Source organism: Lysobacter enzymogenes (genome assembly GCF_017168095.1).
GTDB lineage: Bacteria > Pseudomonadota > Gammaproteobacteria > Xanthomonadales > Xanthomonadaceae > Lysobacter > Lysobacter enzymogenes_D.
This window is the reverse complement of record NZ_LXSD01000302.1, coordinates 31,561-46,000: the sequence shown is the minus strand read 5'-3', so window position 1 is coordinate 46,000 and position 14,440 is coordinate 31,561. Positions and strand designations below refer to the sequence as shown.

14 protein-coding genes are annotated in these 14,440 nt (G+C 69.9%); 7 read left to right on the top strand and 7 right to left on the bottom strand.

All coding sequences use genetic code 11. The annotated features are described in order from the left end of the window. The 7 genes from A7A76_RS10225 to A7A76_RS10195 all read right to left on the bottom strand — a co-directional run. On the bottom strand, window positions 1-555 hold a 555-nt coding region (locus A7A76_RS10225), incomplete at its 3' end, for a BatA domain-containing protein (RefSeq protein WP_206411108.1). Further along, entirely contained in the window at window positions 552-1,445 is an 894-nt protein-coding gene (locus tag A7A76_RS10220) for a DUF58 domain-containing protein (RefSeq protein ID WP_343225311.1), read from the bottom strand. The genes A7A76_RS10225 and A7A76_RS10220, both read right to left, overlap by 4 nt. A 46-nt stretch (window positions 1,446-1,491) precedes the next feature. Continuing rightward, window positions 1,492-2,493 carry an AAA family ATPase gene (locus tag A7A76_RS10215; RefSeq protein ID WP_206411107.1) on the bottom strand — a complete coding sequence of 334 codons (1,002 nt, stop codon included), beginning with the start codon at window positions 2,491-2,493 and terminating at the stop codon, window positions 1,492-1,494. Window positions 2,494-2,558: 65 nt separating this feature from the next. Then, a complete protein-coding gene (locus A7A76_RS10210) occupies window positions 2,559-3,233 on the bottom strand; it encodes a DUF4159 domain-containing protein (protein ID WP_206411111.1) in 675 nt (224 codons plus the stop codon). Window positions 3,234-3,322: 89 nt separating this feature from the next. Then, the gene (locus tag A7A76_RS10205; protein ID WP_206411106.1) at window positions 3,323-4,948 is read right to left on the bottom strand and encodes a metallopeptidase TldD-related protein; all 1,626 of its coding nucleotides are present in this window, start codon (window positions 4,946-4,948) and stop codon (window positions 3,323-3,325) included. Between the two features lie 76 nt (window positions 4,949-5,024). Beyond that, complete coding sequence (locus tag A7A76_RS10200; RefSeq protein WP_206411105.1) at window positions 5,025-6,359, bottom strand: TldD/PmbA family protein; 1,335 nt, start codon at window positions 6,357-6,359, stop codon at window positions 5,025-5,027. 18 nt (window positions 6,360-6,377) lie between these two features. Continuing rightward, window positions 6,378-8,006: a metallopeptidase TldD-related protein gene (locus tag A7A76_RS10195; protein ID WP_206411104.1), complete on the bottom strand. Its 1,629-nt coding sequence runs from the start codon at window positions 8,004-8,006 to the stop codon at window positions 6,378-6,380. 460 nt (window positions 8,007-8,466) lie between these two features. Between A7A76_RS10195 and A7A76_RS10190 the strand changes: the two genes are divergently transcribed. From A7A76_RS10190 to kynU, 7 genes are all read left to right on the top strand, one after another. Further along, the gene (locus A7A76_RS10190) at window positions 8,467-9,894 is read left to right on the top strand and encodes an aldehyde dehydrogenase (RefSeq protein WP_206411103.1); all 1,428 of its coding nucleotides are present in this window, start codon (window positions 8,467-8,469) and stop codon (window positions 9,892-9,894) included. Between the two features lie 61 nt (window positions 9,895-9,955). Beyond that, window positions 9,956-10,621 carry a carbonate dehydratase gene (can, locus tag A7A76_RS10185; protein WP_206411102.1) on the top strand — a complete coding sequence of 222 codons (666 nt, stop codon included), beginning with the start codon at window positions 9,956-9,958 and terminating at the stop codon, window positions 10,619-10,621. After that, window positions 10,618-11,055, top strand: a complete 438-nt coding sequence (locus A7A76_RS10180) for a RidA family protein (RefSeq protein ID WP_206411101.1) — start codon at window positions 10,618-10,620, stop codon at window positions 11,053-11,055. Before can ends, A7A76_RS10180 begins: the two co-directional genes overlap by 4 nt. 4 nt (window positions 11,056-11,059) lie before the next feature. Continuing rightward, window positions 11,060-11,590, top strand: a complete 531-nt coding sequence (locus A7A76_RS10175) for a 3-hydroxyanthranilate 3,4-dioxygenase (RefSeq protein WP_206411100.1) — start codon at window positions 11,060-11,062, stop codon at window positions 11,588-11,590. A gap of 7 nt (window positions 11,591-11,597) precedes the next feature. Continuing rightward, the gene (locus tag A7A76_RS10170) at window positions 11,598-12,608 is read left to right on the top strand and encodes an amidohydrolase family protein (protein WP_206411099.1); all 1,011 of its coding nucleotides are present in this window, start codon (window positions 11,598-11,600) and stop codon (window positions 12,606-12,608) included. A gap of 24 nt (window positions 12,609-12,632) precedes the next feature. Then, window positions 12,633-13,070, top strand: a complete 438-nt coding sequence (locus tag A7A76_RS10165) for a hypothetical protein (protein WP_206411098.1) — start codon at window positions 12,633-12,635, stop codon at window positions 13,068-13,070. A gap of 63 nt (window positions 13,071-13,133) precedes the next feature. Further along, window positions 13,134-14,405 carry a kynureninase gene (gene kynU, locus A7A76_RS10160; protein ID WP_206411097.1) on the top strand — a complete coding sequence of 424 codons (1,272 nt, stop codon included), beginning with the start codon at window positions 13,134-13,136 and terminating at the stop codon, window positions 14,403-14,405. The last annotated feature ends 35 nt before the right edge of the window (window positions 14,406-14,440 follow it).

Genomic DNA, 14,440 nt, shown 5'->3' with positions numbered 1-14,440 from the left:
CGCCGCGGCGGCGCTTGCGGAGTCGCCGACGATGCGCCACTGCACCGGCCGCGACAGGCGCAATCGCGCGCCGTCGGCGCCGTCGAACCGCGCCGGCACCGCCACGCTCAGGGCGACGCCGGGCGGCAGGCTCGCGTCCAGTTCGCGCAACAGGCTGGCGATATCGGCCGGCGCCGTGGGCGGCGGACGGTCGAGCGCGGGGAAACCGGGCGCCAGCCAGCGCCGCTCCAGTTCGCCATCGCCGAACTGCGCCGCGGCGCGCGCCGGATCGACGCCCGGCGCCACCGCCAACCACGCCGTGCGCGGTTGCGCGCCGTACAACACCGGCCTGGCCAGCAGCAGCGCCAGCGCCGCCAGCAGCAGCAGGCGCAGCAGCAACAGCAGCCATTCGTCGAAGCGCAGGCGGCTGCGCGGGCGCGGCTTCTCACGCAGCCAGCGCAGCGCCGCGAACACGGTCGGGCGCTGCTCGCTGCGCCGCGCCAGATGGATCAGCAACGGCAACGCCAGCGCCGCCAACGCGGCCAGCGCCATCGGCAGCAGAAGCGCCGCGTTCATGCGTCTCCCGCGGCGTCGCGGCCGCCGAACAGGCGCCGCAGCGGCAGGTCGACCGGCTCGTCGAGCACGTGCTCGGCGTGACGGATGCCGGCCGAGTCCAGGCGCGCGTCGACCGCGGCGCGCGCGGCGGCGAAGCGCTGGATGAATTCGCGCCGCAGCGCGTCGCCGTCGCCGAGCAGTTCTTCGCCGCTCTCCGGATCGCGGAAGCGGTGGCCGCCGCGGAACGGAAAATCGCGCTCCTCGGCGGTGAGGATGCGCGCGCTGAGCACTTCGCGCCGCGCCGCGGCCAGGCGTTCGGCCACCGCCAGCGCGCCGTCGTCGAGGCCGTCGCCGAGCATCAGCACCAGGTCGCCGGCGCCGATGCGCTCCCACAGCGGCCGCAGCAGCGCCGCCTGCGGCCAGGCGCCGCGCGCCTGCAGGCCGTGCAGTTCCAGCAACAGGCGGTCGCGCTGGCGCGGGCCGGTCGCGGGCGGAATCAGGCGCAGGCCGTCCTCGCGCAGGGCGATCAAGCCGAAGCGGTCGTTCTGGCGCAGCGCCAGTTCCGCCACGCAGGCGGCGATGGCCTTGGCCGCGTCCAGGCGCGAGTAATCCGGGCGCGCGCCGTCGCGCTGGTCCATCGAGGCGCTGGCGTCGAGCAGCAGCCACGCCGCCAGCGGACTTTCGCGCTCGGCTTCGCGGACGAAGAAGCGGTCTGAGCGCGCGTACAGTTTCCAATCGATCTGGCGCAGTTCGTCGCCGGGCTCGTAAGCGCGGTATTGGGCGAACTCCAGCCCGGCGCCGCGCGAGCGGCTGTGGTGCGCGCCGATCCCCTGCGCGCCGACCGCGCGGCGCGACACCAGGCTGAGGCTGCGCAGGCGCGCGCGCACGTCGGCAGGGATCAGATCGCGCACGATCCGCCCCCGCCCGTCGCCGCGCGCTCGCCGTCCGCCATCGCGGTCACCCCGGGAACGGCACGCCGCGCAGCAGCGCGGCGATCACATCGTCCGCGCTCTTGCCCTCGGCCTCGGCCGCGAACGACAGCAGCAGGCGGTGGCGCATCACCGGCGCGGCCAGCGCGGCCACGTCCTCGCGGGTCGCGGCGAAGCGGCCGTGCAGCAAGGCGCGCGCCTTGGCCGCCAGCACCAGCGACTGGCCGGCGCGGGGGCCGGCGCCCCACTTCACCCACTGCCGCACTTCGCTGAGCGAATCGGCCGCCGGGCGGCTGGCGCGCACCAGCCGGGTCACCCAGCGCAGCACGTCCTCGCCCAGGTGCACCTCGCGCACCCGCGCCTGCAAGGCCAGCACGGCGTCTGCGTCCATCACCTTGGGCACCTGCGCGCTGTGGCTGCCGGTGGTCTGCTGCAGGATGTCGTGCTCTTCCTGCTCGCTCGGATAACCCACGCGGATGTGCAGCAGGAAACGGTCGAGCTGCGCCTCCGGCAGCGGATAGGTGCCGGCCTGCTCCAGCGGGTTCTGCGTGGCCAGCACGAAGAACGGCGCCGGCAGCGCATGGGTGGTGCCGGCGTAGCTCACCGTGCGTTCCTGCATCGCTTCCAGCAGCGCCGCCTGGGTCTTGGGCGGGGTGCGGTTGAGCTCGTCGGCCAGCAGCAGGCTGGTGAAGATCGGCCCGGGCTGGAAACGGAAATGGCGGTGGCCGGTGCCGTGGTCCTCCTCCAGCAACTCGGTGCCGAGGATGTCGCTGGGCATCAGGTCGGGAGTGAACTGGACCCGGCGGAACTGCAACTCCAGCGCCTGCCCCAGCGAGCGCACCAGCAAGGTCTTGCCGAGCCCCGGCACGCCTTCGAGCAGGCAATGCCCGCCGGCCAGCAGGCCGATCAGCAACTGCTCCACCACCTCGTCCTGGCCGACGATGGCCTGGGCGATGGCGCCCCGCAGCCGTCCCAACTCGTCCAGCTGCGCCTGCAGCCCCGCATCGCCGCTGTTGTCGCTAACGCTCATGACCGCTCCCGAAACCGCCCGTTTCAAAAAATCCCGCCCGACAATCCCTGTTCCCTATTCCTGCCTCACGAATTCAACGCATACATCACGATGTTGACCCCGAACCTGGTGTTGTCCTCGGCCAGGAAACGCTTGTTGCGCCAGTCGTAATCCCACTCGCAGCCGTAGTCCTTGTTGCTGTACAGCAGCCCGAGCCGCCCGTCGATCTCGATGCCCTTGAGGTAATCGTGGACCAGATCGTCGCCCCAGCCGTTGAGTTCGAAGCCGGTCGCCGGCGGCCCGTCGAAGACGAAGAAGCTGCGGTAGATCGGATGGTTCTTCGGCAGCTTCTTCAGCGCCTTGGCGCCGAAGATTTTGGCCATCTGCGCCTCGAACGACTTGGCGAACAGGCCGTCGATGTCGTGGTTGCAGTCGTCGACGAACACGAACCCGCCGTTGCGCACGTAGCGCTCGAAGTTGCGCCGTTCATCGGGATTGAATTCGACCAGCTTGTGCCCGGCCAGATAGCAGAACGGCGCCGCCAGCATCTTCGGATCGGCCAGCGCCAGCACGTGTTCCTTCGGGTCCACGCGCAGGTTGGTGTAGTCGATCAACGACGTGATCAGGTTGGCCGGCATGCGCTGGTCGACGTCCCAGTCGCCGGAGTCGTACTTGAGCCGGGTGAACCAGAAATCGTAATCGGCCGCGGCGCGCGCCAGCGGCGAACGCGCCGCCCACGCGCCGGCCGCGGCGCCGAGCATCAGCCGCAGGAACTGGGCACGGTTCACCGCGCAGCGTCCTTGCGCGCGGCGGACGCTCGCCGGACCGAGGCCGCCATCGCCCGCACCGGCTACAACGCCCGCGCGGTGTTGATGACGTTGACCCCGTCGAAGCGCGCGGTGGCCGCGCCGTGCGAGACCGCCGAGACCTGGCTCGGCTGGCCCTTGCCGTCGAAGAACGAACCGCCGAGGCGGAAATCGCGCTCGTCGCAGATCGCCGAGCACGAGGCCCAGAACTCCGGCGTGCGGATCTGGTAGGCCGCGTCCTCGACCAGCCCGGCGACCTGCCCGTTCCTGATCTCGAAGAACAGCTGCCCGCCGAACTGGGCGTTGTAGCGCTGCTGGTCGATCGAATACGAACCGCGGCCGTGAATGTACAGCCCGCGCTCCACGCCCTTGATCATCTGCGCGACGTCGAGCTTGTCCTTGCCCGGCCGCAGCGACACGTTGGGCATGCGCTGGAACTGCACGCTCGACCACGAATCGGCGTAGCTGCAGCCGTGCGACTCCTTGTGGCCGAGGATATGCGCCTCGTCGCGGGTGGCCTGGTAATCCACCAGCACGCCGTCGCGGACCAGATCCCACTCGCGCGTCTTCACGCCCTCGTCGTCGAAGCCAACCGCGCCGAGACTGCCGGGCCGGGTCTTGTCGGCGACGAAGTTGACCCGCTCGCTGCCATACTTGAAGCCGGCCTCGCGCTTGTCGAGCGTGGCGAAGCTGGTGCCGGCGTAGTTGGCCTCATAGCCGAGCACGCGGTCGAGCTCGAGCGGATGGCCGACGTTCTCGTGGATGGTCAGGAACAGGTTGGACGGATCGATCACCAGGTCGTACTTGCCCGGCTTCACCGACGGCGCCTTGAGCTTGGCGCGGGCGTGGCGGGCGGCGGCGATCGCGTCTTCGATCACGTCGTAGCTGCGGCCGTAACCGGTCAGCCCACCCGGCAGGGCGAACTTGCCGGCCGGATCGGCGTCGAGGTATTCGAAGCCCATGCCCATCGGCGCCGACAGGCCGTCGCGGGTGCGGAACTTGCCGCTGGCCTTGTCGACCGCGGTCGCGGTCAGCGGCAGCCAGATGCGGTGGATGTCCTGGTCGATGTAGCTGCCGTCGGTGGAGGCGAAATACTTCTGTTCGTTGATCGCGAACAAATTGGACTGGACGAAATCCGCGCCGTTCTTGAGCGCGGCGGCGTTGACCGACATCAGCAGGTCGACCTTGTCCTTGACCGGCACCGCCAGCGCGTTCTTGCGCACCGGCGTGGCCCAGCGGGTTTCGCCGACGCCCTGCACCGGCGCCAGTTCGACCTTGCGCGTTTGCGCGCGCGCGTTGGCCCTGGCGATGGCCAGGGCCTGCTTCGTCGCCGCGGCGACCGCGTCGGGCGTCGTCTGCGAGGTCGCGGCGAAGCCCCAGGCGCCGTCGCGCAGCACCCGCACGCCGACGCCGACCGACTCGGCGTTGACGATGTTGCGCACCTGCGCCTCGCGGGTCAGCACCGACTGGCGCAGGTAGCGCCCCACGCGCACGTCGCAGTACTGCGCGCCGCCGTCGCGGGCGGCGCCCAGCGCGGTGTCGGCCAGGCGCTTGCGCAGCGCGGTGTCGGCCGGTTCCAGCAAGGCTTCGGCGGCGACGCTGCGGCCGAAGGGAAGCATGAGCGCGGCCAGGCCGAGGCCGGCGGAGCTGAGGAAATCGCGTCGTTGCACGGCGGTGCGGCCTCTTGCGGTGATGCCTCGGAGCGAAGCGGCGCGCCCGTCGCCGGGCGCGGCCGCCTGGGCGCGGTCAGACCGCGTCGGACAAGGACGTGAAGGTGAAATCGCGCAGCTTCATCGGCGGGATCATCATCACCAGGGTCGATTCGTCGCCGGCCACGCGCACCGGGCGGCCGAGCTCTTCGATGTTGTTGAGCATGATCACCGGCGACTCGTTGAAGCGGAAGTTCTTGACCGGATGCTTGATCTGCCCGTTCTCGATGTAGAAGGTGCCGTCGCGGGTCAGGCCGGTCAGCAGCACGGTCTGCGGATCGACCATGCGGATGTACCAGGTGCGGGTGACCAGGATGCCCTTCTGGGTGCCCTTGACCAGTTCGGCGGTGGTCTTGTCGCCGCCGGCCATGATCAGGTTGCCGGGCGCGCCGACCGCGCGCTTGCCCTGCTTCTGCGCCCAGTAGCGCGAATAGTTCAGCGCGACCACCTTGCCGTTCTCGACGATCGGCATCTTCTCGCGCGGCAGGCCTTCGGCGTCCCACGGCATCACCGGCGCGCGCGGGTCCCAGGGATCGGCGAGGAAGTTCACCCGCGGGTCGTAGACCTGCTCGCCGAGCTTGTTGCCGCCGCCCTTCCTGGACAGGAAGCTGCGGCCTTCGTCGGCCTGGCGCGCGTCGAAGAAATTCATCATGAACGAGATCAGCCCGGCGGCCGCGTGCGGCTCCAGGATCACCGTGTACTTGCCCGGCTCCAGCGCCTTGGCCTCGGCCGATTCGGTGGCCTTGCGCATGGCGATGCGGATGTCGGACTCGGCCTTGAACGCGTCGGCGTCGGTCAGGTCGCGCCCGACCCAGCCCGAACCGCGGCCGTCGTCGGTGCGCACGGTGCAGGTGTAATTGAAGTTGGTCGCGCTCTGGTAGCCGAAGTTGCCCTTGCTGTTGGCGAAGGCGACGAAGCTCTGGCCGTCCTCGAGGAAGCCGGCGGCGGTGAGCTTGGCCTCGCGGCACGGCGCGATCGAATCGGCCGCGACCTTGGCCCGGAACGCCGGATCGATCGCCGCGGTCGAGGCGGCGAAGGTCGGGCTGGGCTTGTAGCTCTGCTTGTCGATGATCGGCATGAACTCCGGGTTTTCCGGGGCCAGCCGGGCCAGGTCTTCGGCGCGGCGGACCACGCGCTCGAGCGCGGCGTCGTCGAACTCGTTGATGGTGGCCACGCCCACGCGCTTGCCGAACGACACCTGCACCGACAGGCTGACGTCGCTGACCACACCGCTGGTGGAGATGTTGTTGAGGGCGAAACGGATGTTGCCGTCGATCGAGCCGGTCAGGCGCGCGCTGGTCTCGTCGGCCTTCGACAGCGCCACGACCTTGTCCAAAATCGCCTTGGACTGGGCTTCGGTGAAGATGCTCATAGTGTTCTCCTGCCCCGGTCAGCCGAGCTTGCGGGCGGTGTTGATGACGTTGACGCCGTTGAACCGCGCCGTGCTGGAACCGTGCGAGACCGCCGAGACCTGCCCCGGCTGGCCCTTGCCGTCGAAGAACGAGCCGCCCAGGCGGTAGTCCTTGTCGTCGCAGATCGCCGCGCAGGAGTTCCAGAACTCCGGCGTGCGGATCTGGTAGGCCACGTCCTCGAGCATGCCGGTGACCTTGCCGATCTTGATCTCGAAGAACACCTGGCCGCCGAACTGGGCGTTGTAGCGCTGCTGGTCGATCGAGAACGAGCCGTCGCCGACGATGTAGATGCCGTTCTCCACGTCCTTGACCAGGTCGGCGACGCTGAGCTTGTCCTTGCCCGGCGCCAGCGACACGTTGGCCATGCGCTGGAACTGCACGCTCGACCAGGAATCGGCGTAGCAGCAGCCGTCGGACTCGGTCTTGCCGAGGATGTGGGCCTGGTCGCGGATGGTCTGGTAATCCACCAGCACGCCGTTCCTGATCAGGTCCCAGCGCTTGGTCTTGACGCCCTCGTCGTCGTAACCCACGGCGCCGAGGCTGCCGACCTGGGTCTTGTCGGCGAACACGTTGACCTTGTCGCTGCCGTACTTGAACGCGTTCTCGCGCTTGTCGAGCGTGGCGAAGCTGGTGCCGGCGTAGTTGGCTTCGAAGCCGAGCACGCGGTCGAGTTCGAGCGGGTGGCCGATGGATTCGTGGATGGTGAGCCAGGTGTGCGAGGGGTCGAGCACCAGGTCGTACTTGCCGGGCTTGACCGAGGTCGCGGTGAGCTTTTGCCGCGCGTGCCTGGCCGCGGCGACCGCGTCCTCGCGCATGTCGTAGGAATCGCCGTAGACGGTGACCCCGCACGGCAGCACGGTCTTGCCCGAGGCGGCGCCGTCGAGATATTCGTAGCCCATGCCGCGCGGCGAGGACAGGCCCTGGCGGGTGCGGAACTTGCCGCTGGCCTTGTCGATCGCGGTGACCGTCATCGGCGCCCAGATCCGGTGCACGTCCTGGTCGATGTAGCTGCCGTCGGTGGAGGCGAAATACTTCTGCTCGTTGACCAGGAACAGCATCGAATTGACGAAGCTGGCGCCGGCGCCGATGGCCGCGGCGTTGACGCCCAGCAGCAGTTCGGCCTTGTCCTTGAGCGGCACTTCCATCGAGTTCTTGCGGATCGGGGTCTTCCAGCTGACCTCGCCGACGCCGGGTGTCTTGGCCAGTTGCACCTTGGCGGTGATGATGCGGGCGTTGGCGCGGGCGATGGCCGCGGCCTGCTGCGCGGCCTTGGCGGCGCCGTCGGTGCCGAGCTGGTTGGTCGCGGCGAAGCCCCAGGCCCCGTCCACCAGCACGCGCACGCCGATGCCGGTGGACTCGGAGTTGACCACGTTCTGGACCTTGTCCTCGCGGGTGATCACGAACTGGCGCAGGTATCGGCCGATGCGCACGTCGCAATAGCTCGCGCCGGCCGCGCGCGCGGCGGTCAGGGCCGCGTCGGCCCAGGCCTTCTTCTTGGCCACATCCAGCGGCGCCAACAGGTCTTCGGCGGCGATGACATTGCCGAAGGGAATCATGAGCCCGGCGATGCCCAGCCCCGACATGCTGAGGAAATTGCGTCTGTCCACGTGATCGTCCCGCCCTGAATGGCCCCGCGCATGCGCGCCGCCGTGCGCCGAGGCATGAGTGAATGAACCCCGCCGGAATGTGCGCAGCGTCGAACTAATGCGTCAAGTGCGCAAAGCACGCCCGGGCTCGCGACGGCGCGCGGTTTTCTCCGGATTTCGCCGAACGTGCAGGCGATTTCGCGGGTTCTGGCCCGCGCGCATGACTAATGACCTAGAGGCGAACGGCGTGGGCAGATTCGGCAAACTCGCTCGGGCCGGGGGTGGTGTCGCTACCTGACCGGAAGGCATCGGGACTGAAGTCCCTCCCACAACAAGCGCCCACGGTGCGCTCTTGTGGGAGGGATTTCAGTCCCGACGCTTTGCGCTCCGGCCCGCCCGCCCCAACGGTTCTGCGAAACCCGCCGCGTCCCCGCCCGGCCTCGCTATGGGCGCCGCCGGGCCCACGCGTTAAGCTTGCGCCATGCACAGATTCCGGCACTGGATCGACGGGGCGCCGCGCGATGCGGCCGACGGCCGCTGGCTCGAAGTGTTCGATCCCGCCAATGCGCAAGCGTACGCGCAGGTCGCCGCCGGCGGCGCGGCCGAGGTCGAGGCCGCGGTGGCCGCGGCGCAGGCCGCGTTCCCGGCCTGGTCGGCGCTGGCGCACAGCGAACGCGCGCAGTGGCTGGAACGCCTGGCCGCGGCGCTGGAAGCGCGCACCGACGAATTCGCCCGCGCCGAGTCGCGCGACGGCGGCAAGCCGATCCGGCTCGCGCGCGAAGCCGAGATTCCGCGCGCGGTCTCGAACCTGCGCTTCTACGCCCAGGCCGCGACCCAGTTCGCCAGCGAATCCCACCACGGCCAGGCCGGGCTCAATTACACCTTGCGCCAGCCGCTCGGGCCGGTCGCGGCGATCTCGCCGTGGAACCTGCCGCTGTACCTGTTCACCTGGAAGATCGCGCCGGCGCTGGCGGCCGGCAATACCGTGGTGGCGAAACCTTCGGAGGTGACCCCGGCCACGGCGAGCATGCTCGGCGAGCTCTGCGCCGAAATCGGGTTTCCAGCGGGCGTGCTGAATATCGTGCACGGGCTCGGCCCCGAGGTCGGCGCGCCGCTGGTCGCGCATCCGGCGATCCGCGCGGTCTCGTTCACCGGCAGCACCGCGGTCGGGCGCGGCATCGCCGCGGCCTGCGCGCCGCTGCTGCGCAAGGTCTCGCTGGAGCTCGGCGGCAAGAACCCGACCCTGGTCTTCGCCGACAGCGACTGGCGCGCGAACCTCGACGTGCTGGTGCGTTCGGCGTTCCAGAACTCCGGGCAGATCTGCCTGTGCGGCTCGCGCCTCCTGATCGAGCGCTCGATCTACGCCGAGGTGCGCGAGGCGCTGGTCGAACGCGCGCAGGCGCTGCGCGTCGGCGAGCCCGGCGAGGAAACCACCGCGCTCGGCCCGCTGGTGTCGCAGGCGCACTTCGACAAGGTCGTCGCCGCGCTCGAGCGCGCCCGCGCCGAAGGCGGCCGGGTGCTGTGCGGCGGCGCCGCGCTGGAGCGGCCCGGCTGGTACGTCGCGCCGACCCTGATCGAAGGCCTGGGGCCGGAGACCGCGAGCAACCGCGAGGAAATCTTCGGCCCCGTCGCCACCCTGCAACCCTTCGACGACGACACCCACGCCCTGGCCCTGGCCAACGCCAGCGACTACGGCCTGTGCGCCAGCCTGTGGACGCGCGACCTCGCCCGCGCCCATCGCCTGGCCGCGCGCCTCAACGTCGGCATGGTCTGGATCAACACCTGGCTGCAACGCGACCTGCGCACGCCGTTCGGCGGCGCCGGCGCGTCGGGCCTCGGCCGCGAAGGCGGCGTCGAGGCCCTGCGTTTCTTCACCGAGGCCAAGAACGTCGGCCTCCATCTCGGATGACCTGCATGACTTCGCACCGCCCCTCGCCCGCCGCTTCCGCCCTGCTCGCGGAGACCCGCGCATGAGCCCGCTGGACGATCTGCTCGAACGCAATCGCGAATGGTCCGAGCGCATCAACGCCGAAGACCCGGACTTCTTCGCCCGCCTGTCCAAGCAGCAGGCGCCCGAATATCTCTGGATCGGCTGCTCCGACTCGCGCGTGCCGGCCAACCAGATCATCGACATGGCCCCGGGCGAGGTGTTCGTCCACCGCAACATCGCCAACGTGGTGGTGCACACCGACCTCAACTGCCTGTCGGTGATCCAGTATGCGGTCGACGTGCTCAAGGTCAAGCACATCATCGTGGTCGGCCACTACGGCTGCGGCGGCGTGCACGCGGCCCTGCACGGCACCCGCGTCGGCCTGGCCGACAACTGGCTGCGCCACGTCAGCGACGTCGCCGACAAGCACGCCACCTGCATGGCCCACGCCGACGAGAGCGAGCGCCACGACCGCCTGTGCGAGCTCAACGCGATCGAGCAGGTGCAGAACGTGTGCATGACCACGATCGTGCGCGACGCCTGGACCCGCGGCCAGCCGCTGAGCGTGCACGGCTGGGTCTACAGCCTGCGCAACGGCCGCGTCCACGACACCGGCATGAACGTGCACTCGGCGCAGACCCTGCAGCCGGCCTACGAGCGCGCGATCGCGCGCGTGCACGCCACCCACGGCGGTTCGCCGCGATGAGCGGGGCGATCCGCACCGGCAACGCGCCCAGGCCGGTCGGGCTGTATCCGCACGCGCGCCGGGTCGGCGACCTGCTGTTCCTGTCCGGGGTCGGCCCGCGCGACGCGGCCAGCAACGCGGTGCCCGGCAACGTCCACGACGCGCAGGGCCGGCTGATCGCCTACGACATCGAACTGCAGACGCGCTCGGTGTTCGCCAACGTGCGCGCGGTGCTGGAGGCCAGCGGCGCGTCCTGGGACGACCTGGTCGACGTGACCGTCTACCTGACCGACATGGCGCGCGACTTCGCCGCCTACAACGCGCTGTGGGCCGAGTACTTCCCCGACATCGAGCGCGCGCCGTGCCGGACCACGCTCGGCATCGTCGCGCTGCCGACCCCGATCGCGATCGAACTCAAATGCGTCGCGCGGCTGCGCGGCGAAGCAACGGAGTAAGGCCATGCTGCCCGGACCGATCAACCTGCTCGCATGGATCGAGGAGCACCGCCACCTGCTCAAGCCGCCGGTCGGCAACAAGACCATCTACGTCGGCGATTTCATCGTCATGGTCGTCGGCGGGCCGAACCAGCGCACCGACTATCACTGGGACGAAGGCCCGGAGTGGTTCTACCAGCTCGAAGGCGAGATGGTGCTGCGCATTCAAGAAGACGGCGCGGTGCGCGACATCCCGATCCGCGCCGGCGAGATCTTCCTGCTGCCCGCGCGCGTGCCGCACTCGCCGCAGCGCATGCCCGACTCGGTCGGCCTGGTGATCGAGCGCAAGCGCCTGGAGCACGAGAACGACGGCCTGATGTGGTTCTGCGAGCGCTGCAACCACAAGCTGTACGAGGAATTCTTCAAGCTGCGCAACATCGAGACCGACTTCCCGCCGGTGTTCGACCGCTTCTACGCCTCGCGCGAACACCGCACCTGCGCGCAGTGCGGCCACCTGAACCCGGCGCCGGCGCGCTACGCGATGCCCGACACCTGAGGCGGCGATGCTCAAGATCGACACCCACGCCCATTACCTGCCGCGCGACTGGCCCGACCTTGCGCGCAAGTTCGGCGACGACCGCTTTCCGGTGATCCACCACACCGACGACGGCCGCCACCGCATCTACAAGGACGGCAAGTTCTTCCGCGAGATCTGGTCCAAGACCTGGGACCCGCAGGAACGCATCGACGACTACGCGCGCTTCGGCGTGCAGGTGCAGGTGATCAGTACCGTGCCGGTGATGTTCAGCTACTGGGCCCGCGCCAACCAGGCGCTGGAGCTGCACCAGGCGCTCAACGACCACATGGCCCAGACCTGCCGCGACTATCCGCGCCATTACGCCGGCATCGGCACGGTGCCGCTGCAGTCGCCGCGGCTGGCGGTGCAGGAGCTGGAGCGCTGCATGGACCAGCTCGGCCTGCAGGGCGTGCAGATCGGCAGCCACATCGGCGACTGGAACCTCGACGCGCCGGAACTGTTCGAATTCTTCCAGGCCGCCAGCGAGCTCGGCGCGGCGATCCTGGTGCATCCCTGGGACATGATGGGAACCCCGAGCATGCCCAAGTACTGGCTGCCGTGGCTGGTCGGCATGCCGGCCGAGCAATCGCGCGCGGCCTGCTGCCTGGTGTTCGGCGGCGTGCTGGAACGCTTGCCGAAGCTGAAGATCTGCATGGCGCACGGCGGCGGCAGCTTTCCCTACACCATCGGCCGGATCGAGCACGGCTTCAACATGCGGCCGGACCTGGTCGCCACCGACAATCCGCGCAATCCGCGCGATTACCTCTCACGCCTGTACTTCGATTCGTGGGTCGCCGACCCGCGCGCGCTGCGCTATCTGCTCGACACCTGCGGCGTGTCGCGGGTGATGCTCGGCACCGACTATCCGTTCCCGCTCGGCGAGCAGACGCCCGGCGCCGGCATCGCCTCGCTGGAACTGGCCGAGGCCGAGCAGGCGCGGCTGTACCACGGCACCGCGCTGGAATGGCTGGGCCTGCCGCTTTCGCGGTTCGCATGAGCGCGACCGCATGAGCGCACGCGCATGAGCCCGGCCGCGCCGCACGCGCCGCCGCCGCTGGATCCGCAGGACCTGCTCGCCGGCCTGCGCGACTGGGCCGAGCGCATCGCCGACGACGGCGGCAAGGCCATCGACGACTATCTCGACCAGCGCGACCGCGAGCCCTTCGACCGCGACTGGATCCGCGCCGACGCTGCCTTGCAGAGCCACAAGCAGCGCCTGGACGCGCAGCGGGTGCAGCGTGCGCAGGGCGAGTCCGCGCAACTGCGCCAGGCGGTGTTCGTCGCGGCGATGCAGGCCAGCGGCCACGCCGAGCTGGCCGCTTACCTCGCCGACGATGCCGCATTGATCTACGAAAATCAGGCGCTGAGCCTGTGTTCGGATTGGATCGAGGCGCTGCATCGGCGCTACCGGCGCGCGCCCGGCGGATCGCTCGACCCATCGTCCGCGTCGCCGGATTGACTCCGCGATGTCCGCCGCGCCTGCCTGCTTTTCATCCATCGCCTCGTCTTCTGCCGGAACGCCATGACCGAACCGCACACCCCCGCCCACGCCGCCGCGCTCGACGCCGCCGATCCGCTGCCCACGCTGCGCGGCGAGTTCCTGATCCCGCGCCACGGCGACCGGGAGCAGGCCTATTTCGTCGGCAACTCGCTCGGCCTGCAGCCGCGCGGCGCGCGCGCGCACGTCGACGAAGTCATGGACAAGTGGGCGATGGAAGCGGTTGAGGGCCACTTCACCGGGCAGGCGCAGTGGATGCCCTATCACGAACTGGTGCGCGAGCCGCTGGCGCGCCTGGTCGGCGCGCTGCCGAGCGAAGTGGTGGCGATGAACTCGCTGACCGCCAACCTGCACTTCATGCTGGTCAGCTTCTACCGGCCCACGCGCGAGCGCCCCGCGATCCTGATGGAAGCCGGCGCGTTCCCGTCGGACCGCTACGCGCTGGCCTCGCAAGTCGGCTTCCACGGTTTCGACCCGGACCTCGACCTGATCGAACTGCAGCCCGACGGCCCCGGCGGCGTGTTCTCGATGGAGAGCATCGAGCGCGCCATCGCCGAACACGGCCCGCGTTTGGCGCTGGTGCTTTGGCCGGGCGTGCAGTACCGCACCGGCCAGGCCTTCGACCTCGCCCGCATCGCCGCGCTCGCCCACGCGCAAGGCGCGCTGTGCGGCTTCGACCTCGCCCACGGCGTCGGCAACCTGGAACTCAGGCTGCACGACAGCGGCGCCGACTTCGCGGTGTGGTGCCACTACAAATACCTCAACGCCGGCCCCGGCGCGGTTGCCGGCTGCTTCGTCCACGAACGCCACGCACGCAGCGATCGGCCGCGCTTCGCCGGCTGGTGGGGCCACGAATCGGCGACCCGCTTCCGCATGGGCCCCGAGTTCGTGCCGACGCCGGGCGCCGAGGGCTGGCAGCTCAGCAACCCGCCGATCCTCGGGCTGGCGCCGCTGCGCGCCTCGCTCGACCTGTTCGACCGGGTCGGCATGCGCGCGCTGCGCGAGAAATCGCTGCGCCTGACCGGCTACCTGGAATCGCTGATCCGCGCGCGTCTGGGCGAAACCCTGGACATCCTGACTCCCGCCGACCCGGCCCAACGCGGCTGCCAGCTGTCGCTGCGGGTGATCGGCGGCCGCGCCGCCGGCCGCGACCTGTTCGACGACCTGGCCCGCCGCGGCGTGCTCGGCGACTGGCGCGAGCCCGACGTGATCCGGATTTCGCCGGCGCCGCTGTACAACACGCATGGCGATATCGTGCGGTTCGTCAAGGCGGTGGAGGATTGGCGGGACGGTTGAGGGTTGCAGCAGCGGCTGGAAGACCGCGATCCTTC